Source organism: Hymenobacter gummosus, assembly GCF_003970915.1.
GTDB classification, from domain to species: Bacteria; Bacteroidota; Bacteroidia; order Cytophagales; family Hymenobacteraceae; genus Solirubrum; species Solirubrum gummosum.
Genome location: NZ_RXOF01000006.1, coordinates 115,841 through 137,749, shown reverse-complemented (window position 1 = coordinate 137,749; position 21,909 = coordinate 115,841). Strand labels below are relative to the sequence as shown.

The window sequence follows — 21,909 nt, the reverse complement described above, 5'->3', positions numbered from 1 at the left end:
CAAGCGGCCGTTCCACTGCGGGACGGCCGCTTGCGGTTTTAAGGGGCTACAATCAGCGGGTAGCTGCTGCTGTGCGGGCCGGTGAGGCGCAGGGTGTAGCGGCCGGCGGGTAGCGCCTGAGTACTCAGGCGCGTTTCCGGCGTGGTCAGGGTCTGCTGATGAACGAGGCGGCCCAGGCCATCAAGCAGGCTGAGCTGGACGGGTTGCGTAGAATTGGCTTCGGAATAATACACAGTGCATTGGCCGGAAACCACGGGGTTGGGAAAAATGCCGGCGGAGGCTATGGCCGCCGAAGAGGCGGGGCGCCCGTCGCCGGGGTAGCCACCGAAGTAGCAGGCCAGAAAGCCGCTGCCGGCCGCCGCTGGGAGCGTGTGGGGGCCAAACTGGCAGCTGCCATCGTAAGCGCCCGTGACGTAGAGGCGGAACTGGGCGTCGAGGGTACCGCCGGTACCGGTGACCAGCGCGTTGCCTGCGACGGTGGTAGCCCAGCCGGGCGTGCCGCCTGCACTGATAGTAGCCAAGGTTAGATTATTCACCACGGCCAAGCCACTGCCGCGGTTGGCGTCGGCGTTGTTGAGCAGCACGTAGCTGGTGCCCGCGGCGTCGCAGCGCACAGCGGTGGGAGAATCGTCGCCGGGGGTGGCGGGCAAGGAGCGGGCCCAGCTGACTGCGCCAGCAGGCGTGAAGCGGGCCAGAAAAGCATCCTGACCGCCGGTAGCGCCGAGGGCTTTGCCCCGGAAGCTGGTATGGCCCTGGTAGCTACCGGCCAGCAGCAGGCCCTGGTCGTCGGCGGTGAGGGTGCTGAGGTAGCCCACGCTGCTGCCCAAATCCTGTAGCCACTGCAGGCCACCATCCTGCTGGCGGAACCGGCCCACGAAGCCCATGGTGCCGGGCCCGCTCAGGGTGCTGCCGGCCAGCGCCAGGCTACCGGTGTAGTAGCCCGAGGCGTAGCAGTAGCCTTGCTTGTCGAGGGTAATGCCCTGGCCGCCGTTGAACATAGTCGGGCTCTGACCAATGTTGGCCCAGCGCAAGCCGCCCTGCCCCGAGTAGCTGGCCAGGAAAAACTGGTACCGCAGCGGATTGCTAGTCGGGACGCCCGCCGCCAGGGGCGTGGTGACGGCCCCGACCACGTAGCAGTTGCCCTGCTTATCGGCGACGATGCTGCTGCCGCCCAGGCTGGCGTAGTCCGTGCTACCGTCGCGGCGCAGCCAGCTGATCTGGCCGTTGGGGCTGCAGCGGCCTACCAGCAGCCCCGGCCACTGCTGCACGCCGGCCAGCGTCTGCCCGTTGCCGTAGCCCACGGTGCCGCGCACCGTGCCGGTGAAATAGCAGTTGCCGGCCCCGTCGAGGGCAATGGCGCGGGGCCGCACGCTGGCCCAGGCGCCGCCGAAGTAAGTGGCCCAGCGCAACGTGCCGTTGGGGGCGAATTTGGCAATGAAGGCGTCGGTGTCGCCGGGGTAGAGCGTGTGGCTGACCAGCTGGGTGGAGCCGAGCTGAACGGTGCCTTGAAAGCCGCCGATGACGTAACTATTGCCCAGCGCGTCGGTGGCAATAGCGTCGGGGCGGACGCTGAGGGCGGCGGCCCACTGCCACTGCGGCGTAGCGGCCACAGCCAGGCCGCGCAGGCCGACCAGCAGCCAGAGCGTGTACCAAAAACGGGAATGCATGGAGTTGGGGGAGGGAAATGTGTAAACGGTGCTGCACGAGCCCAGCGGGCCATCCTTCAAGGGCATTATCTACCCGCTCCGGGGTGAAAAGCCCCGGCTGCCTAACCACTCTGTTGCCCTATAAAAGAGCCAATGTGCAATTGCCAGACTTAAGTAAGCATAAAAAAAGGCCAAGTCAATGGCCTTTTTGTTAAAAAATTTATTGGAACAAGTCTATTGATGGGCTTGAGAAGTTGATTGGGCGCCCGCGTAGTACCAGCGGAGCAGCGGTACCAGGGCTGCCACCGGCAGCGGCGACACGATAAAGTCGATGAGCTGGCGGCCCAGCTTATAAAGCCAGGCCACATCGCCCGCAGCCTTGCCGACAAGTACCAGCACGGCGCTGGCCGCGAAGACGCCGCCGTACAGCCAAAAAGCCGTGCGCAACGCGCGGCGGGGCACCAGCAGGCCGATAATGAGCAGGCAGACGCCGGTATAAGCCAGGCTGTAGGTAATAACGGTGGGCAGGCTGCGCTTGGTGACGAGGCCGCTGGTGCCCTGTTGCAGGCGGGCCGCCAGCCCATCGAGGCCGAGGGCGGCGAGCAGGCGCTGCCAGGCAGCGCTAAGCCAGGCGAAGACCGGCTCGTCGTAGGTGCCGACCCAGAAAAGCAGCAGCAGCAGCAGGGCGGCCAGCAGCAGGCGGGGCCAGGTAAGGGCCGCGGGGGCGGCAGCGGCGGGCTCAGGCATCGGGCTGGGTAGCGTAGCGGCGCACCCACAGCATCCAGAGCAGGAAGATGCAGCCGTACACCACGAACGTAAACGTGTAGTGGTGGTTGAAGTCGACCGTGCTGTGGGAGTACAGGTGGTTGAGGGCCAGGGCGCCGACGCGCACGATGTTCAGCCCGTAAATGACCAGCAGGCCCGCCGCAATGAAGGGCAGCTTGCGCCGCCAGCCGCCGCCCGGAAACGCCAGCACGAAGCCCGCAAACAGGGCGTAGAGCACCAGTCCGTTGCAGGCGTCGCCCACGATGACGGCGCGCTGCCCGTTGACCGACACGGTGCGCTCGGCCGCCGAGCCTACCAGCCCGATGAGCCGCAGGGCCGCGGCGCTGACCTGGGCAATGTTGAGCGACAGCACTTCGTCGAGGCGGCCGAGGGGGCGCAGCCACAGCTCGTAGAGGAAAAACCAGAGCAGGTAGAGCCCGGCCGCCGTCAGCAGAAAGCGGCGCAGGTGCCGGGGATGGGTAGCGTAGGCTTGCATACGGTAAAAGTAGTGCCAAAATGGCCGCCGTGGGTGCCCGGGGCAGGGCATAATAGGGTGAGGCGGCGCGGCGCTGGTCGAGGAATAAACCCCAACGGCCGGGGAAGCGGGCGGCAGGGTCGATTCATAAGCAGTGAATATTGCCAGATAATAGTAGAATCAAAAAGCATTTTGTAGTTTTCAGAGAAATTTTCGGCTCCCGCACCCACGGCGCTGAGGCTTTCTTTTACAGTGCTTTACCAAGCTGGCTGACCGCTGCTTTTCCCCGTGCCACCGCGCTGGGCGCAAGCCTGGCGCGGTGCCTCTACCTGAGTGCGGCCAACCAGTTTTCCTTCTTTTTACCACCTAACCCCCTTTTCATGCACACACCTTTACGTGCTGCACGGCCCGCCGGGCCGCGTCAGTTCGCTGTGTCCCGTCCGAACAGCTGGTGGCCCCGGCTGCTGGCAGCGCTGCTGCTGGTGCTGGCCGGCACACCGGCCGCCTGGGCGCAGCTGACGGGCAGCAAAGCCATTCCCGGTGACTACGCCACGCTGAGCGCGGCCATCACCGACCTGAACACCGCCGGCGTGGGCGCCGGGGGCGTGACGTTCAACGTGGCCGCGGGCTACACCGAAACGGCCGCCAACCTGCTCATCACCGCCACCGGTACGGCTGCCAACCCGATTGTCTTCCAGAAATCGGGCACCGGGGCCAACCCGCTGATTTCGGCCGGCGTGGGCACGAGCACCACGCTCGACGGCATCATCCGCCTGAGCGGCTCCGACTACGTGACCTTCGACGGCATCGACCTGGCGGAAAACAGCGCCAACACCACCGCTACCACGCAGACGGAGTTCGGCTACGCGATGTTCCGCGCCTCCGTCACCGACGGCTGCCAGAACAACGTCATCAAGAACTGCGTGGTGACGCTGAACAAGACCAACCCCAACAGCATCGGCATCTTCGGCGCCAGCTCGCTGGCTACGGCCACGACGGCGCTGACAGTGACGGCTGCCTCGGGCATCAACTCGAACAACAAGGTGTTCGGCAACGTGGTGAGCAACGCCGCGACGGGCATTCAGTTCTCGGGCAGCTCGGCGGCCGGTTTCCTCGACTCGGGCAACGAAATCGGGGTGACGGCCGGCAACACGGTGGGCAACTTCGGCAGCTCGACCTCGAACTGGGGTGTGGGCGGCTCGAACCAGATCAGCTTCCGCATCACGGGCAACACCATCAACAGCACGCTGAACTACACCTCGGCTACGGCCTCGACGCCGGTAGCGGCCTCGACGGTGACCAGCACCCTGCGCGGCATCTACGTGGCTTCGGGTACCTCGGCCAACATCGACATCACCAACAACACCATCACGCTGGCTAGCGGCGCTACCACCAGCCAGGTGTCGGGTATCGAGAACGGGGCCGGCAACACGCCCGCCGCCAACACGGTGAACATCACGGGCAACACCCTGCGCGACTTCACCTACGCCTCGGGCACCTCGGCCACCACGTACTACATCTACAACAGTGCGTCGCCGGCCACGGTCAACATCAGCAACAACACGATTTCGAACTGCTCGGCCACCTCGACCAGCAGCAGCTCGGCCATCATCTACAACAACAGCAGCGCGGCCACCATCACGGTGCAAAACAACCAGGTGAGCGGCATCACGCGCGCCGGCGCTTCGGGCACCCAGTACGGCTACTACAACAACGGCTCGGGCACGGGCACGCAGACGCTGACCGGCAACGTGTTCAACAACATCACGGTAGCCGGCTCGACCACGTTCTACGGCCTGTACTCGACTACGGCCTCCGGCGAGACGCAGGTGCGCACGAACAACACCATCAGCAACGTGACGGGCGGCACGGGCTCGTTGTACGGCCTGTTCACGAGCTATGGTGCGGCGGCTTCGCAATTCAACGGCAATACCGTCAGCGGCCTGGCTTCGGGCGGCTCGGTGTACGGGCTGTACTTCAGCAACAGCTCGTTTAGCGGCTACAGCGCCTACGACAACGTGGTCAGCGGGCTGAGCAGCACCGGCACTTCGAGCGTGGTGTACGGCATCTACACCTCGCCGACCACGGTGAGCCTGTACCGCAACAAGGTGTACGATTTGTCGGGCACCGGCACGGGCGTGGCCGTTTACGGCATCTACACCATCGGCGGCACCACCATCACCATCCACAACAACCTGGTGGGTGACCTGCGCGCCCCGGCCGCTACCGGCCTGAACGCGGTGACGGGCCTGTACTTCAGCTCGGGCACCACCATCAACGCCTACTTCAACACGGTATACCTGAACGCGAGCAGCGCGGGCGCCACCTTCGGCACCTCGGGCATCTACTTCAGCACCACGCCCACCACGGTTGACTTGCGCAACAACATCGTGGTGAACAAGTCGACGGCGGCGGGTACGGGCGGCTACACGGCCGCGCTGCGCCGCGCTTCCGGTACGGCCGGCACGGTGCCCGCCAACCTGGCCAGCACCACCAACAACAACCTGTACTACGCCGGTACGCCCTCGGCCACGAACCTGATTTACGTGGAGGGCACCACCACGGCCACCAACGCCCAGCAGACCATTGCCGGCTACAAGGGCTTCGTGGCGCCGCGCGAGACGAACTCCGTTTCGGAGGACGTGGCTTTCCTGAGCACCACCGGCTCGGCCGCTACCTTCCTGCACATCAACCCGGCCACGGCCACGCAGGTGGAGTCGGGCGGGCAGCCCATCAGCGGCATCACCACCGACTTCGACGGCGACACCCGCAACGCCACCACGCCCGACCTGGGCGCCGACGAGGGGACCTTCACCCCGCAGGATTTGAGCGGCCCGAGCATCGTGTACACCGCCCTGGGCAACACGCCCAGCACCGCCAACCGCACGCTGGACGTGACCATCACCGACCCGAGCGGCATTGCCACCGCCGCCAACGCCCCGCGCCTGTACTACCGCAAGGCTGGCAGCAGCACCTACGCCTTCGTGAATGCCACCAGCGTGAGCGGCAACGTGTACACCTTCACGTTTGACTTCGCCGCCATCGGCGGGGTGACGGGCTTCGACCAGATTCAATACTACGTAGCGGCCCAGGACAACTCCCCGAACCAGAACGGCTCGTCGAGCCCGGTGGGCGGCACGGGCACCAACCCGCCCGGCACCACCTTCAGCGGCACGCCGAACTCGTTCTTTATCCAGGGCGCGCTGAGCGGCACCTACTACGTGGGCACCAGCACCTCGCCGGCCCCGGCCCGCACCTACGCTACCCTGACGGCCGCGGCCACCGCCTACAATAACAACACCCTGGGCGGGGCGGTGACCTTCGTGCTGCTCGACGCGGCTTACTCGGCCACTACCGGCGAAACCTTCCCGGTGGTCTTCACGGCCAACGCCGCGGCCAGCGCCACCAACTCGCTGACCATTAAGCCCAACACGGGCGTAACGGCCACCATTACGGGCAGCAGCAGCGCCAGTGCCGTGCTGCAGCTGCTGGGCACCGACTACCTGACCGTGGACGGCTCGGCCAGCGGCACCAGCTCGCGGGAGCTGACGCTGACCAGCACCAACACCGGCGGCTCGGCCGTGGTGTGGGTGGGCAGCCTGGGCGACGCGGCCGGCGCTACCAACGTCACGCTCAAGAACCTGAACGTGGTGGGCGGCAGCGTGACCAGCACGACGGCCTTCGGCATCTACGCGGCGGGCACCAGCCTGAGCACCAGCGGTACCGGCGGCGACAATGACAACCTGGTTATCCAGAACAACGTCGTTAGCTCGGCTTACCAGGCCATCTACGCCCGCGGCACGACTACCGGCGTACTCGACGGCCTGCAGGTAACCAGCAACCAGATCGGGGGCAGCACTGCCGCTACCACCGTGACCTACCGCGGCATTGACGTGGCTTCGGCCGCCGGCGCGGTTATCAGCCTGAACCGCATCGTGGGCATGCAGACGACCGGCAGCATCAGCATCTCGGCCATCGAGCTGGGTACTACGGTAAGCAACGCCGCGGTGAGCCGCAACTACATCAGCAACCTGCGCTCCACCAGCACCAGCGGCTACGGCGCCTACGGGATTAACTTCTCCAGCACCACCAATGTGACGGGCAACGAAATCAGCAACAACATGATTTCGGACCTCATCACCGACGGTGATGGTACCTCGACGACCTTTAACCCCTTCGGCATCCGCCTGACGGGCGGCACCGGCACCAAGGTGTACTACAACTCGGTAAACCTGGCCGGCGCCTTCACCAACCTCACGACCGGTGACCTGAGCGCCGCGCTGCTGGTGACCAGCAGCTCGGTAACCGGCCTGGACCTGCGCAACAACGTGCTGGCCAACTCGCTGACCGGCGGCTCGGGCACCAAGAGCTACGCGCTGTACCTGACCTCGGCCGCCAGCGTGGGCACCTTCAACTACAATGACTACTACGTGAGCGGCGCCAACGGCGTGCTCGGCTACGTGGCCGCTGACAAAGCTGACCTGGCCGCCCTGCGCGCCAGCACCACCCAGGACGCCAACTCGGTGTCGGGTAACCCGCAGTTTACCTCGGCTACCGACCTGCACGTGACCAACTCGGTGGATCTGAGCAACTCCGGTACGCCCGTGTCGGTGACGGTGGACTACGACGGCGACGCCCGCTCGGCCACCACGCCCGACATCGGCGCCGACGAGTTTGTGCTGCCCCCCAGCATCGACCTGGGTCCGGTGGCCCTCATCAGCCCGGCAGCCGGCGTGAGCTGCTACAGCACCACCGAAGCCGTGACCGTGGCCATCCGCGCCATCGGCGGCTCGGCCCTGAACTTCGCCACCACGCCCGCCACCGTGACGGTGGTAGTGACGCCCCCGAGCGGCACGGCCCAGACGCTGACCACCACCGTGAACACCGGCACGCTGGCTAGCGGCGCCGTGCAGAACGTGACTCTGCCCGGCACCATCGATATGTCGGCCGTCGGCGCTTACACCTTCGCCATTACGGCCACGGTGCAGGGCGACGTGAACACCGCCAACGACGTGCTGGCTACCGTGACGCGCACCGTAACGGCCCCGGCCGCCGGTACGCTGGCCACCAACGCCTCCTCGTTCTGCGTGAGCGGTACCGCAACGCTGACGCTGACCGGCTCGGCCAACGGCAGCATCCAGCTGCAGCAGAGCACCGACAACGTGACCTTCACCGACGTGCAGGGCGCTACCGGGGCCACCTTCACCACCCCGCTGCTGACGCAGACGACCTACTTCCGCGCCCGCACCACCTGCAACACGAACGTGGCTACCTCCAACGTGGTAACCGTGACCGTGACCAACCCGCAGGTAACCGGCACGAACTCGCCGGTGACCATCTGCTCGGGCAGCACCGCCACGCTGACGGCCACGGCCGGTACCGGCGCCACCATCCGCTTCTACGACGTGGCTACGGGCGGCACGGCCCTGGCTACTGGTACCAGCTTTACCACCCCGGCCCTGACGGCTTCGCGTCAGTACTTCGTAGAAGCCACCAGCACCTTCGCCGAAACGGCGGGTAAAGTGACGCCCAACACCAACGGGACGCTGAGCGCGGCTTCGGGCCTGATCTTCAACGTAACCACCCCGGTGGTGCTGCAGACGGTAACCGTGTACTCGGCCGGCGCCAGCGGTACGGTGTCGATTCAGCTGCAGAACGCGGCCGGCACGGTGCTGCAAACGGCTACGGGCACGGTAACGGCCGGTACCTCGGCCGCCCCGGTGGCCTCGACCATCACCCTGAACTTCAGCATCCCGGCCGGTACCGGCTACAAGCTGGTGCAGGGCGGCGGCACGAACCTGGCCCTGGTGCGCGACGACGACACGGCGGGCAACAACAGCTTCCCGTACACCTCGCCGAGCGGCAGCGTGTCGATTACGAACGGCACCCTGGCCGGCTACTACTACTACTTCTACAACTGGCAGGTAACCTCGGACTGCGTGGGCACGCGTACGCCCATCCAGGTGAACGTGACCCAGCCGGCTACGGCTACGCTGCCGGCCGCCACGGCCACCAGCTGCGGTACCTCGGGCTTCCAGCTCGGCGGCACGGTGGGCGGCTCGGCTACGGGTGGCACCTACACCACCAGCGGCACGGGCACCTTCGCGCCCAACGCCACCACGCTGAACGCCACCTACACGCCCTCGGCTGCTGACCTGGCTGCCGGCACGGTGACGCTGACGCTGACCACCTCGGGCCCGGGTGCCTGTGCCCCCGCTACGGCTCAGGTGGTGCTGACCCTGGGTACGCCGGCCACGGCCGGCTTCAGCTACGCCAATGCCAGCTACTGCAGCAGCGCCGCTGCCGCCACGCCCACGCTGACGGCCGGCGCCACCGCCGGTACGTTCTCCTCGACGACGGGCCTGACGATTAACGCCACTACCGGCGCCATCACGCCCTCCACCTCGACGCCCGGCACGTACACCGTGACCAACACCGTGGCGGCCACCAGCACCTGCCCGGCCGTAACGGCTACCACCACGGTGACCATCAACGCCGCCCCGGCTCAGCCGACGGTAACGGTGGCCTACGGCGGCCCGGGCACGGCCACGCTGACCAGCTCCTCGGCCACCGGCAACCAGTGGTACCTGAACAACCAGCCGATTCCGGGGGCTACCGGCCAGACCTACGCCGTCAACGGGGTGACCAACCCCGGCGCCTACACGGTAATCGTGACCGGTGCCAACGGCTGCGCTTCGCCCGCCTCGGCCCAGCTGACGATAACCAAGTCGCAGCAGCCGCTGACCGGCACCACCCTGCGCGTGTTCCCGAACCCGACGCCCGACGGCAAGCTGACGCTGGAACTGACCGGCTACCGCAAGGCCGTGGACGTGACGCTGCTCAACGCCGTGGGTCAGGTGGTAGCCCGCTACCACTTGCCGGCCGGCCAGACGACGCAAGCCGTTGACCTGACTGCCCTGCCCGCCGGCGTGTACACGTTGCGCGCCGTGACCGAAGGCGGCACCGATACCCGCCGCATCGTGCGCGAGTAACGGCGCCCCGGCGCTCATGCCTCAACCGCCCCGTCGGCTTTGCCGGCGGGGCGGTTTGCGTTTGGGGCGGTCCGCAGTCGGATGATTCAGTAGCCGGGGCCGGCGAGCTTATTTTAACATTGGTAAAAAGAACCGTCCGGCCCCGTCCTGACCTTTGCGGCACGCGTTGCGGCCCGGCTAGTGGAAGGTTTCGTTGACCACTGTCACCCGATTAAGGGTCGGGGCGCAGATTGTATATCCCCTGAACATGGAGCACCTTATCATCAGGCCGGCCGGCATAGCGGATGCCGAACAGTTGCAGCAGATTGGCCGCCAAACTTTCCAAGAGACATTTGCGGCCAGTAATTCCGAGGAAAACATGCGGGCCTACCTGGCCACCGGCTTTGCCCTCGACAAGCTAATGGCGGAGCTGCAGCACCCCGGCTCGGCCTTTTATCTGGCGGAGTTGGCCGGCGCCGTCGTCGGCTACCTGAAAGTGAATACCGGGGCGGCCCAAACGGAGCTGCAGGCCGAAAATGCCCTGGAAATTGAGCGCATCTACGTGCTGCAGCAGTACCAGGGGCAGCACGTCGGGCAGCGGCTGTACGAGCAGGCCTTGGCCCTGGCTCGGCAGGCCCGCGCCGACTACGTGTGGCTGGGCGTGTGGGAAGAAAACCGCCGCGCCATCCGCTTCTACCAGAAAAACGGCTTCGTCGCGTTTGATAAACACGTATTCTGCCTCGGCACCGACGAGCAAACCGACCTTATGATGAAGCTGCCCCTGACTGCCAGCTACTGATACCCTGTACTTCGCCCAACCACCCATGTACATACCCGCCGCTTTCCAGTTCACCGACTCTGCGGAGGTGGTGGCTTTCATGCAGCGCTACAGCTTCGCCACCCTCGTCAGCCACGGCCCCGACGGCCTGCCCCTGGCCTCGCACCTGCCGTTCAGTGTAGCGGCCGACGAGGCCGGCCTGCGGCTCACGTCCCATCTGGCGCGGGCCAATCCGCAGTGGCAGTCCTGGGCCGGGCAGCAGGTGCTGGTCATCTTCACCGAGCCGCACGCCTACGTGTCGCCCACGCTCTACGAGAAGCGGGAAAGCGTGCCCACCTGGGACTACATTGCCGTGCACGCCTACGGCCGGGTGCGCCTGCTGGAGGGCGAAGCCGAAACCGCCCGAGCCCTGGAGCAGCTGGTAGCTACCTACGAGCCGGCCTACCAGCAGCAGTGGGAAGGCCTGTCGGAGCAGTACAAAACCGGCATGATGCGCGGCTTGGTGGCTTTTGAGGTGGCCGTGACCCGGCTGCAGGGCCAGCAGAAGCTGAGCCAGAACAAATCGGCGGCGGAACGGGCGGCCATTGCCGCGCACCTGGCCGGCAGCCCCGACGCGGCCGCCCGCGAGCTGGCTCCCTACGTTACCAGAGCGGCCCGCTAAAAGCACAAACGCTCCGACCTGATGGCCGGAGCGTTTTTTGATTAAGCCCGGAAGGCAGCTGGCTTATGCCCGTCGCCGGCGCAAGCGGTTGAGGGCGTAGGCCGCGCCACCGGCCAGTAGCAGCGAGGCGCCGCCATCAATGGGCACGGCCGTGGGGTCGGGCTGGTTACCAGGCACGGGGCCACCCGAGCCGGGGTCGGTTTGGGCCTGGGCGGGAGCAGCCAGCAGAAGCAGGGCGCCAAGCAGCGCGGGCCGCCAGGTAAAGGAGAAAAGGTACTTCATGGAACAAGGAAGAAAAAAAGACGCATCGATTCGGTTGCGGGGCCGGCAGTAGCGCCGGCCCCGGTCCGAAGGCTTATTCTACCACCAGGCGCTTGGCCACGGTGGCGTCGCCGGCCTGTAGGCGCACGGTGTACACGCCGGCGGCCAGCGGGGCCACCTCAAACGTGAGCCGGGCGCCGGCGGCGGGCAGGGCCACCGTCTGGGTAGCCACCACCTGGCCCAGGCTGTTGAGCAGCGTAGCCCGCACCTGCTTGGCCGTGGGTACGGCCGGCACCAGCACGGTCACGTGCTGGTGGGCCGGGTTCGGGAACAGCGTCACGCTGGCGGCCGTCAGGCTCGGGGTGCTGGCCGTGGGGCGCTGGGGCGTGAAGCGCAGCTCGAAGCGGCCGGGCAGCGCCGTGCTGGCGGCCGTGAACGAGTACGTCGGCTGCTGGTGCAGGTCGATGTCCTGGCCCGTCACGGCGTCGTGCAGGTACACGACGGCCGTGCTCAGGTTCAGCAACTGGGCCGTCTGGAAGGTGTAAGTGCCCACGGCCGGTACGTTCACGCCCAGCGGCACCACGGTGTTGCTGGTCAGCGCGGGCAGGCCGTTGATGCTCAGCTCGGTGCCGGCCGCCAGCGCGTACACCGACGGCATGCCGCCCGAGTTGTGCTGCAGCTTCAGCGCGTCGTAGCGGCTGTCGACGCCGGCCGTGGCGCCGGCTTCGAAGTACACGTACGTCTCATCGGCCAGCGCGCTGCCGGCGCTGCGCAGCGTCAGCTGCACTACCGGGCGGGTTTCCGCGCCGCGGTTGAAGCTCTGCTGCGTGCTGTACGACAGCACCCGCGCCGCGTTGGTGAAGCTCAGCTGGGCCGAAGAAGCCCCTGCCGACAGGCGGACGAAGAAGCCCTGGCCCGAGCTGATGAGCGGGTTGCCGAAGCCGTTCACGTACGAGCGGTAGGCGCCGGTGTACTGGCCGGTGCTCTGGTACACGTACATGGCGTTGTCGAGGCCGGCCGGCAGCGTCATCTGCGTCCAGTCCAGCGGCGAGGGGTAGGGGTTGCCCACCAGGTGCAGCCCGCCCTGGGCGCCGCCGGCGCGGGTCAGGGAGCGGTTTACCGGCCCGTTGACCAGCGTACCGCTGAAGTCCACCTTCTGCGAGGCGGGAATGTTCACGGTGTAGCCGCGGCCCACTTCCATCGGGCTGCTCAGCGCCGAGGGCGAGAACCAGCCTTTGTCGAAGGCCGAGTACGTGGTGGCCGGGGAGGTTAGCACCCGGCTTTCATCGTAGCCGAACACGGTGGGGAAGGGCGTCACCAGGTTCGGGGCCGACGAGGAGTTGTAGTTCAAATTCACCGTGGGCGTGAAGCCGCCGGTGGCCAGGTCCGCTACGGTCGTGTTGCTGATCGGGGCCGCGTAGTGGCGGTAGCCCGCGCCGGCGTTCAGGCTCGGGTCGATGTAGCGCTGCACCGTGGCCGTGCCCAGCACCTCGCCGCCGAAGTTCTTGACCAGGGCCGTGCCCGTGGCGTCGGAAAGCAGGGTCAGCGGCTGGCCGTTGGTGTTCAGGTTGCCGTTGTTCAGCGTCAGCTCCTCCTTCACGGCCAAGGCCTGGCTGAGCGTGAGGGCTTGGCTGCCCGTCGTCAGGTTGCGCACCTGCGTGGGCAGGCCCGGCCCGGTTACCTGGGCCGTTGTCTGGCTGTTGTAGATGTAGGTGGCGCCGGGGTTGAAGGAGCGCGTACCGGTCACCTGCACCGAGCCGGTGGCACCGCTGCTGCTCAGGCCGTCGGGCGAGCAGATGCCGAGGGCGGCCCCGTCCTGCAGCGTAAACGAGCCCGGCCCGCTGATGATGGCGCAGCCGCCGGGGCTGCTGGTACCCAGCACGCCGCCGGTCTGCACCACCAGAGCGCCATTCACCACCAGGTTGCCCGACAAGTACAGGGCGCCGGTGCCGGTGATGGTCACGTTGTTGTAGGTGCCGCCCGCCAGGTTCTGCGAGCTGCTGACCGTCAGGTTCGGCGCATCAGTCTGGGCGCAGATGGTGAAGGTGCCGGTTTCGTCGTTGCTGTACTCCCACACGCGAACGTAGATGGTCGAGTTCGGCGTCAGACCGGTGGCACGGATCAGCGAGAAGGCGTTGGGGCCCGAGTCGTCGTCGCAGCCGATGAGCGTGAGGGCGCCGCAAGAGCCCGAGTACAGGGCCAGGCCCGTATCGGAGAGGCTGGTGCCGCTGCCCTGGCCGGTGGCCACCTGCACGATGCCGTTGGCGGGCACCGTCAGGGAATACCACACGTCGCCGCCGGCGTAGCTGGCGCAGCCCGGGGCGGGCGTACCAGCCGTCGGGGAAGCGGTGGCGCCCACGTTGGTGCCCGCTACAGCGGTGCCGCAGGTGCCCACGCCGATGCTGGTGATGGGCGTAGCCGAGGCGCACTCGTCATTGGCGGGCGGCGGCGCCAGGGTGGTGAACGTGGTGGTGGCCGCCGCGGAGGTTGTGCTGCCCGCGCAGTTGCCCACGATGCTCACCGTGTACTGAGTATTGGGTGTCAGGCCGGTCAGTGCCACCGGCGACGCCGTTGGGGCGGGCGAGACGGTGGTAGCCGAGCCACCCTGCGGGGTGTAGGTGACGGTGTAGCTGGTGTTGCCGTTGCCGGCCGTAAAGCTGATGCTGGCCGAGGTGCTGGTGAGGCTGCCGGCCGCCAGGGCCGTGGGCGGCGCGCACGGCGCATCGGTCTGGGCGCAGATGGTGAAGGTGCCGGTGGCGGCGTTGTTGTACGCCCACACGCGGGCGTAGATGGTCGAGCCCGGGGGCAGACCGGTGGCGCGTACCTGCGAGAAGGCGTCCACGTTCGTGTCGTCGTTGCAGCCGATGAGCGTGAGGGCGCCGCAGGAGCCCGAGTACAGGGCCAGGCCCGTATCGGAGAGGCTGGTGCCGCTGCCCTGGCCGGTGGCCACCTGCACGATGCCGTTGGCGGGCACCGTCAGGGAATACCACACGTCGCCGCCGGCGTAGCTGGCGCAGCCCGGGGCGGGCGTACCAGCCGTCGGGGAAGCGGTGGCGCCCACGTTGGTGCCCGCTACAGCGGTGCCGCAGGTGCCCACGCCGATGCTGGTGATGGGCGTGGCGCCCGCGCAGTCGTCGTTAGCCGGGGGCGTCGGCGGGGCCTGCGAGGTAAAGACCACCGTTACCGGGTTCGACACCCCGCCGTTCGAGCAGTTAGTAGTAATGGCAATGGTGTACGAGGTGTTGGGCGTCAGACCCGTCAGGTTGACCGGGCTACCCGCTACCGTAGCCGTAGACGTGTTGCCGCCGGCCGTGGGGGTCAGCGTCAGGTAGTAGCTGGTGGCGCCCGCGGCCGCGTCAAACGTCAGCGTACCCGTGCTGGCCGTAGTCGTCGAGCCGGTGTTCGTCACGAGGGCGTTGGTGACCTGGGCGCAGGGGACGTTGGGCGGCGTGGTGATGCAGATGTCAAAGTTGCCGCTGCCGGCGCCGGCCACGGCGCTGTACACGCGCACCAGGTAAGTCTGGCCGGGCGTCAGGCCGGTGGCTATCAGGGCTTCGGTGCCCGCCCCGCCGCCGCTGCTGGAGGCGTTTTGGCAGCTCACGCTGGTACCCGGGCAGCTGCCGCTGCGCAGCTCAATGACGGCGTCGAAATCAAAGGTGGGCACTACCGTAATGGTGTGCCGCGGGCCGCCGGCCACGAAGGAAAACCACACGTCGCCGTCGGCAATGGCGGTGCAGGAGCTGGTGACGGTGGAGGCCGTGGCGCCGCTGGTGGTGTAAGTAACGGCGCTGCAGGCGTCGCCGGGCTGGCCCACGGTCAGGGCCACCGCCCCGCTGCACTCGTTGTTGCCGATGGCGGTGCGGAAGCTGGTGGTAGCCGTGCCGCTCTGCCCGCCGCCGCAGTTGGTGGTGACGGTGACGGTGTACACCGTGTAGGGCAGCAGGCCGGTCAGCGTCACGGCGCCGGCGCTGGTAACCGTCTGCGAGCCGCCGCCGGGCGCGTAAGCCACCGTGTAGCTGCTGGCGCCCGGCACCGCCGCAAAGTTGATGGTAGCGCTGGTGCTGCTGATGTTGGTGGTGGGCGAGAAAGCCACGCCCGGGCAGCTCGGCGTTACCTGCAGGCGCAGGTTGTCGATGCCGATGTCGTCGTTGCCGAAGTCGGAGGTAGCCTGCAGGCGCACCACGCTGGTGGCCGAAGTGCCGCTGAACGTGACCGACTGTCCGCCGAAGGCCGAGGCCGTGCCCAGCGTCAGCAGCGGGGTGGTGCTGAACGTGGCGCCGCCGTCGGAGCTGAGCAGCACGTCCAGCTTATCGGTGCCGGTGGGGTTGATGTAATCGAAGGTCAGCGTCTTGGTGCCGGCCGCGCTCAGGTCCACAAACAAATCCAGGGAGCCGGTGCCGCCGCTGGTCGTGCCGTAGGAGTGGAAGCGGGCCGAGTAGCTGCCCTGGCTGCTGCTGATTTGGTAAGGCGCCGGCTCGTCGTTGATGTAGCGCCAGCCGCTGGTGCTGTGGCCCTGGTCGTTGCGGCGCCAGGAATTGTCGCCGCTGGCGGGCGTGTTGCGCCAGTTCGGGCCGGGTACTTCCTGGTTGTTGCAGCGGCTCAGCCAGCTCTCAAAGCCCTGCGTGACGGGCAGCGTGGCGTAGGGCACAGCCGTGGGGTTCACGGTTACCTGCACGGGCGCGGAGGTAGCCGACTGCCCCGAGCAGGTCACAATGGCCTGAAAGTAAGTGGTCGAGGTGAGGCTGGAGGCGGTGTAGGTGGCGTTGGTGCCGGTTCCGCTCACGTTGGTGAAGGAGCCGGCCGCCCCCGTGGCCGACTGCTGCCACTGGTACGTCAAGCCCGAGCCCGTGGCCGAGCCCGTCAGCGACAAGGTGGTGCTGCTGATGGTGCCGCAGCCGTTTGATACGCTGGCCGCGGCCGTGCCCGCCGTGGGCGGCGCCGTGCAGGGCACCGGGGGCGTGAAGGTGTACGTGAGGCCGCTGACCGGCTTTACCGTGCTGCTCAGCGTCATGGTGGCCGTATTGGTCGTGCCGGGCGTGCTGGCGCTCCAATTGGTGGTGGTGGTGCGGTTAACGTATACCGTGTTGCTCGCGCCGCGCAGGCCTACCTGGGGCAGGCCGGTGGCCGTAGCCGCCACGGTGGGCATGTTGTAAACGAAGTTGACGGTATTGCTCGTCTCGTTCAGCCGGATCTGGAAGTTCAGGTTGTCGACCTGAATGGCCGAAACGTAGCGCTTGAAGTTGGTGTACTGAATGACGAACGAACGGTTCGGGGCCGAGCCGACCGTCTGGTAGCGGATTTCGCCCAAACTGCCGGTCGTGGCGTCGCCCACCAGGTCCTGCCCTACGGCCGCTGCCGCGCCCGCGTAGCCCGTTGCGGACGACAGTGGGGTGTAGCCGCTGACGCTTGGGGCGGTAGCGCCGAAGGTGACGTAGCCGTTGCTGTTGATGATTAGCCCGGTGTAGTTCGTGCCCCCAAAGTTGAAGTTGAAGGGGATGGTGCCCGCCGCCAGCGAAAAGTTGTTGTCGTCTAGCGAGAAGTTGCTGCCCGCCGTGGCCGTGCCAGCCACCACGCCCCCGGTGATAGGCGTGTAAGTGCCCGTTGTCTGGCCGAACGTGTACTGGCTGACCTGGGCTCGGGCTGGCCGGGCTGCTGCCAGCAGCCCCACGGCGGCCAGCGCGGCCAGCAGCGCAGGTCTGGCCCGCCACCGCGTTGTCTGGAAAGGTGTAGGCCAGGGTGTGGGCTGGCCCCTTAGTAAAGCTTTGAGCATACAAAAGGAATTAGGGAGAATGAAAAAAAGCAGGGCTAGTCAGGCCCACGAGAAGCAAGAGAAGCAAGAGAAGCAAGAGAAGGAAAGAAGAAAGCTACCTAGCTATAGTACCACGAGCGGCAAAGGCCTATTTCCGGAATTATGCTTTGGAATACAACTATTTGCAGTCTTATTTCTGGCGGGTTCGATGAAGGCTGGATCAAGAGTGCTGACAGCAGTCTTGATTAAATGCTGTGAAAACAGCAGATGTATATCCTAATTCATTGATATTATCTAAATCCTCACCGAGCCAAAAAATCGTGGTTGCCGCGTCGCTGCCCGCTGCTGCCTTCCGGCCGCTGCTCGTACCTTTAGCGTCTTGCCAGCCCGTCTTCCCATGCCCGCTTCAAGCTCCCAGGACCTCACCCAGCACTACCAGCAGAAAATCCGGCAGGTCACGGCCGAAGTCGGTAAGGTCGTCGTCGGGCAGCAGTACATGCTGAACCGCCTGCTCATTGGGCTCTTCACCGGCGGGCACATTCTGCTCGAAGGCGTGCCGGGCCTGGCCAAAACGCTTACCATCAGCACCCTGGCCCGGGTGCTGCACCTGCACTTCCAGCGCGTGCAGTTCACCCCCGATCTGCTCCCCTCCGACCTGGTAGGCACCATGATTTACAACCAGGCCCAGTCGGATTTCGAGGTGAAGAAAGGCCCCATCTTCGCCAACCTGGTGCTGGCCGACGAGGTGAACCGCTCCCCGGCCAAGGTGCAGTCGGCGCTGCTGGAGGCCATGCAGGAAAAGCAGGTCACCATCGGCGAAACCACGTTTCCGCTGGATCTGCCCTTCCTGGTGCTGGCCACCCAGAACCCCGTGGAGCAGGAGGGCACCTACCCGCTGCCCGAGGCCCAGGTCGACCGGTTCATGATGAAGGTGTTCGTCGACTACCTCAAAAAGGCCGAGGAGCTGGAGGTGATGCGCCGCATGGCCAACCTCTCCTACAGCAGCGAGGTACAGGCCGTGCTGACCAAGGAGGACATCTTCGGCGTGCGCGGGCTCATCAACCAGGTGCAGATTTCCGACACGCTGGAGAAGTACATCATCGAGCTGGTGTTTGCCACCCGCAAGCCCGCCGAGTACGATTTGGCCGAGTTTGCCCAGTACGTGCAGTACGGCGTGAGTCCGCGCGCCAGCATTGCCCTGCACCGGGCGGCCCGCGCCGTAGCCTTCTTCGACGAGCGGGACTACGTGCTGCCCGAAGACATCAAGGACGTGGCCGCCGACGTGCTCAACCACCGCATCCTGCTCACCTACGAGGCCGAAGCCGACGGCGTACGCACCCAGGACCTCATCGAGGCCATGCTGCGCAAGGTGCCCATCAGCTAGGGGAACATAGGTATTAGATAATTATGAGTAATAGAACGTCATCCTGAGCCTTGGCGAAGGACCTTCCTCCCACCCCGCACCGCCGCTGACAACAACGCGCCGACGCCACTTCGTCAAAACGATACAAGCGCAGCCACCATGCCCGTACAATGGGGCGTCGGGGGCTGCGCTTTTTCGTTGGTGCAGCGCTGCGTTTTTCCATTGGCAGTAGCGGCGGTGCGAGGTGAGAGGAAGGTCCTTCGCCAAGGCTCAGGATGACTTTTTATTTCCCATAATCACCCACTTAGCAAAAAAAGCCGCCCCTTCCATCGAAAGGGCGGCTTTTTTATTGCTGAGCGGTGATGCTTACTCCACCACCACGCGCTTGGTAACCGGGCCGGCGGCCGTGGTCAGGTGCAGGGTGTACACGCCGCGGGGCAGGCGGCCGACTTCCACCTGGGCCTGTAGCCCTGCGGCCGCCGGTGCGAAGTGCTGCTGCTGCACCGGCTGGCCCAGGGCATTCAGCAGGGTCGCCTGCACGCCGGCGCGGCTGAGCTGAGCCGGCAGCGTGAGCTGGAACGACTGCTGCGCCGGGTTCGGGTACACGCTCACTTGGGCCGCCAGGGCGTTGGAACGGACGGCCAGGGCCACGTCGATGGTAACCACGTAATCCTCCGTTTCGCCCGAGCCAACCTGCGTGCAGGCGTCGCCAGGTCCGAGGCCCGCGCCCGGGATGCGGGTGCGCACGCGCATGCCCGTCGGCCCGAGCTGGGCGGTAGCCGGCACGGTGAAGTTGGCCACCGCCGGTACGTTGCTGGCGCCGGCCAGCACCACTTGGGTGCCTTCCGAAGCCTCGAACTGGCCGTTGCGGTTGAAGTCAATCCAGGCCATGATATCAGAGTCGGAGCCGCTGGGCGTCACGCTGAACTGGTAGCTCTGGCCTTGCCGCAGAATGGTGGTGGTGCTGCCGCTGGCCGGGTACAGCATGTAGTAATTGCCGCTGGTGCCCGCGCAGCCGGTGCTGGGGCTGTTGAGCGTGGTGCCGGGAATGGCTACCGTGTTGATGCTGGGCGGGCAGCTGCCGCCGAGCCCCGTCGCGCAGTACGGCAGCCCGGTGTACACCGTCGTGGCCGGCTGCGAAGCCAGGTTACCGGTGCACAGAGTCGTTACCGTGATGGTGTAAGCTGTCAGCGGCGTGAGCGACGTAATCAGCACGGGCGAAGCCGTTACCTGCAGGTTGAGGGGCGTACCGCCGCCCACGGGCACGTACGTTACTACGTAGCCCGTAGCGTTGGCGGGGCCACTGAAGCGCACCGTGGCGCTGCTGGTGGTGGTGGGCGTTACCGTCAGGCCCGTTACGGCCGGGCAGGGCGCGCTGCTGCTGAAGGTCAGCGTTGCGGGCTGCGAAGTCAGGCTTGCGCCGCAGCTGGCCACCACGCTCACCGTGTACTCGGTGCTGGGCGTCAGGTTCGGGAGCTGCACCGGCGAACCATTGGCGGTGATGGTTACCGGCGTGCCGCCCTGGGGCGTGAGCGTGATGGTGTAGCCGGTGCCGTTCGAGGGGCCGGTGAAGTTTAGCTGGGCCGAGGTCGTGGTGACGTTCGTCACGTTCAGGCCCGTGGGAGTCGGGCAGGCGGCGAGGGTGGTGAAGCTGGTGCACACCGGCGGTGCCTGGCCGCCCCCGGCGCAGTTGCCCGCTACGCACACCGAGTAGGTGGTGCCGGGCATCAGGCCCGTCAGTGTGGCCGGACCGCTGGGCACCTGCACGGTAGTAGCCGTGCCGCCCTGCGGGGTGTACGTTACGGTGTAGCTGGTGGGCGCGGGCGGGGCGTTGGGCGTGTTGAACAGCACCCGGGCGGTGGTGCTGGTGATGCTGGTAGTGGTGGGTGCCAGCGTCAGCGGGGGGCAGGGCGGCACGCTGGCCACGCAGATGGTAAACGGCCCTTCCGTACCGGTGGTAAAGAAACCGGTATTGTCGACCAGCAGGTAGTAGGTCGTGTTTGGCGTCAGGTTAGTGGCGTTTAGCACGGGGGCCGAACCAGCAGAGCCCGCATTGATAACGCAGGCCAACTGCGTGAAGCTGCTCGAACAGGAGGCCGCGCTCAGCAGCAGAATGCGCTTGGCCGCTTCGCCGTCCACCGTCACGTAAAAGCTGGTGCTGCCAGGGCCGCTGGCTGCCGTAGTCACCTTAAACCACACGTCGCGGCGAGCAGACGGCTGCCCCCCGCAACCCATCAGGAAATTGGAGTTTGCGGAGGCCGTAGCGCCGTTGTTGCTGGCCTGGGTAGGCGTGCACACGGTGCCATTCAGCGGCAAATCAATGGCCCCGCAGCTCTCGTCGTTGGGAATTGGGACCCGAATGCTGTAGGAGGATGTAGACTGCCCCCCCGTTGGGCAGGTAGCCGTGGCCTGGATCCGGTAGTTGGCGCCCGGCGTCAGGCCCGTCAGCACCAGCGGGGCGCTGCTGTTCACGGTGTAGGTGGCAATGGGGTTTTGGTTCGGCAGGGTCTGAAGGACCACGGTGATGGGGAAAGCGTTGTTCAGGCCCAGGGTGATGGGTATCTCGCCGCTGGTCAGCCCGGTGCTGACGAACCCGCCGATTTGCGGAACGCCGCAGGTAGGCGTGGCCGGGCCATCGGTGAGGCAGATGGTAAACTGGCCCGGCGTGTCGGCGTTGGTGGAGCCGGCCACCTGAATGTAGTAGGTGGTGTTGGCCGTGAGCGAGCCGGTGGTCAGGCGCGGGGCCACGGTGTTGGGCGTGGTAGCGGCGCTGCAGACGACAGCGTCAGTGAAGGGCCCGCTGCACGAGGGGGCGCTGAACAGGCGTATAATGCCGGCCGGATTGCCCGTCACGGTAATGGCCACGCCGAAGCTGGAGGGCCCGCTGGCGCTGGTGGTGAACTTAAACCACACGTCCTTGGGCTGGGAGGCGGTACCGCAGCCGCTGGGCAGGGTATAGCCGTTGGGCGTGGTGGTAGTGGCGCCTACGTTCGTGCTCAGCGTGGGGCTGGTGCACAAGGAGCCGTTGGCGGTGAGCGTGACGGCCCCGCAGGGGTCGTCGTTGGCCGGGGCCTGGGCCCGGGCGGTGAAGCTACCCAGCAGCAGAAACAGCAGCACCGCCAGCAGCGGCCCCGGCGCGAGCCGGCGGGCACGAGTTAGTAATGATTCTGGCATAGAGAGAGAAATGAGAGGAAAGAAAAAGGCGCAAACGCCGAAAAAACACGCGGGACAGAGGGCGTA

The 21,909-nt window shown here is 66.4% G+C and carries 10 protein-coding genes; 4 read left to right on the top strand and 6 right to left on the bottom strand.

Features of this window, described 5'->3' with window-relative positions; translation table 11 throughout:
• Positions 1 to 38: 38 nt before the first annotated feature.
• From EJV47_RS12305 to xrtX, 3 genes are all read right to left on the bottom strand, one after another.
• On the bottom strand, positions 39 to 1,667 hold the full coding sequence (locus EJV47_RS12305) for an SBBP repeat-containing protein (protein ID WP_165903728.1): 1,629 nt from the start codon (positions 1,665 to 1,667) through the stop codon (positions 39 to 41).
• A gap of 213 nt (positions 1,668 to 1,880) precedes the next feature.
• On the bottom strand, positions 1,881 to 2,393 hold the full coding sequence (locus EJV47_RS12300; protein WP_126693455.1) for an XrtX-associated membrane protein: 513 nt from the start codon (positions 2,391 to 2,393) through the stop codon (positions 1,881 to 1,883).
• Positions 2,386 to 2,907, bottom strand: coding sequence for an exosortase X (gene xrtX, locus EJV47_RS12295; RefSeq protein ID WP_126693454.1), 522 nt, complete (start codon positions 2,905 to 2,907; stop codon positions 2,386 to 2,388). The genes EJV47_RS12300 and xrtX overlap by 8 nt, the downstream gene beginning before the upstream one ends.
• 410 nt (positions 2,908 to 3,317) lie before the next feature.
• On the opposite strand from xrtX, the gene EJV47_RS12290 reads away from it, so the two are divergent.
• The 3 genes from EJV47_RS12290 to EJV47_RS12280 all read left to right on the top strand — a co-directional run bounded on the left by EJV47_RS12290 (position 3,318) and on the right by EJV47_RS12280 (position 11,296).
• Positions 3,318 to 9,878 (top strand): Ig-like domain-containing protein, encoded by a 6,561-nt coding sequence (locus EJV47_RS12290; RefSeq protein ID WP_126693453.1) that lies wholly within the window; start codon positions 3,318 to 3,320, stop codon positions 9,876 to 9,878.
• A 247-nt stretch (positions 9,879 to 10,125) separates the two neighbouring features.
• Positions 10,126 to 10,656 (top strand): GNAT family N-acetyltransferase, encoded by a 531-nt coding sequence (locus EJV47_RS12285; protein WP_126693452.1) that lies wholly within the window; start codon positions 10,126 to 10,128, stop codon positions 10,654 to 10,656.
• Positions 10,657 to 10,681: 25 nt separating this feature from the next.
• Complete coding sequence (locus EJV47_RS12280) at positions 10,682 to 11,296, top strand: FMN-binding negative transcriptional regulator (protein ID WP_126693451.1); 615 nt, start codon at positions 10,682 to 10,684, stop codon at positions 11,294 to 11,296.
• A 63-nt stretch (positions 11,297 to 11,359) separates the two neighbouring features.
• Here the strand turns inward: EJV47_RS12280 and EJV47_RS12275 are convergent, their stop codons facing one another.
• Complete coding sequence (locus EJV47_RS12275; RefSeq protein WP_126693450.1) at positions 11,360 to 11,578, bottom strand: PID-CTERM protein-sorting domain-containing protein; 219 nt, start codon at positions 11,576 to 11,578, stop codon at positions 11,360 to 11,362.
• 73 nt (positions 11,579 to 11,651) lie between these two features.
• Positions 11,652 to 17,327: a fibronectin type III domain-containing protein gene (locus tag EJV47_RS12270; RefSeq protein WP_126693449.1), complete on the bottom strand. Its 5,676-nt coding sequence runs from the start codon at positions 17,325 to 17,327 to the stop codon at positions 11,652 to 11,654.
• Positions 17,328 to 17,703: 376 nt separating this feature from the next.
• Here EJV47_RS12270 and EJV47_RS12265 point away from each other — a divergent pair, with 376 nt between their 5' ends.
• Positions 17,704 to 18,690, top strand: coding sequence for an AAA family ATPase (locus EJV47_RS12265; protein ID WP_126693448.1), 987 nt, complete (start codon positions 17,704 to 17,706; stop codon positions 18,688 to 18,690).
• A 345-nt stretch (positions 18,691 to 19,035) separates the two neighbouring features.
• Here the strand turns inward: EJV47_RS12265 and EJV47_RS12260 are convergent, their stop codons facing one another.
• Positions 19,036 to 21,843 carry a fibronectin type III domain-containing protein gene (locus EJV47_RS12260; RefSeq protein ID WP_165903727.1) on the bottom strand — a complete coding sequence of 936 codons (2,808 nt, stop codon included), beginning with the start codon at positions 21,841 to 21,843 and terminating at the stop codon, positions 19,036 to 19,038.
• Positions 21,844 to 21,909 lie beyond the last annotated feature (66 nt).

Excerpts from the sequence above, each read along its gene's own strand:
- EJV47_RS12305 (WP_165903728.1), bottom strand. The coding sequence starts at position 1,667 with ATGCATTCCCGTTTTTGGTACACGCTCTGGCTGCTGGTCGGCCTGCGC.
- EJV47_RS12300 (WP_126693455.1), bottom strand. The coding sequence starts at position 2,393 with ATGCCTGAGCCCGCCGCTGCCGCCCCCGCGGCCCTTACCTGGCCCCGC.
- xrtX (WP_126693454.1), bottom strand. The coding sequence starts at position 2,907 with ATGCAAGCCTACGCTACCCATCCCCGGCACCTGCGCCGCTTTCTGCTG.
- EJV47_RS12285 (WP_126693452.1), top strand. The coding sequence starts at position 10,126 with ATGGAGCACCTTATCATCAGGCCGGCCGGCATAGCGGATGCCGAACAG.
- EJV47_RS12280 (WP_126693451.1), top strand. The coding sequence starts at position 10,682 with ATGTACATACCCGCCGCTTTCCAGTTCACCGACTCTGCGGAGGTGGTG.
- EJV47_RS12275 (WP_126693450.1), bottom strand. The coding sequence starts at position 11,578 with ATGAAGTACCTTTTCTCCTTTACCTGGCGGCCCGCGCTGCTTGGCGCC.
- EJV47_RS12270 (WP_126693449.1), bottom strand. The coding sequence starts at position 17,327 with ATGCTCAAAGCTTTACTAAGGGGCCAGCCCACACCCTGGCCTACACCT.
- EJV47_RS12265 (WP_126693448.1), top strand. The coding sequence starts at position 17,704 with ATGCCCGCTTCAAGCTCCCAGGACCTCACCCAGCACTACCAGCAGAAA.
- EJV47_RS12260 (WP_165903727.1), bottom strand. The coding sequence starts at position 21,843 with ATGCCAGAATCATTACTAACTCGTGCCCGCCGGCTCGCGCCGGGGCCG.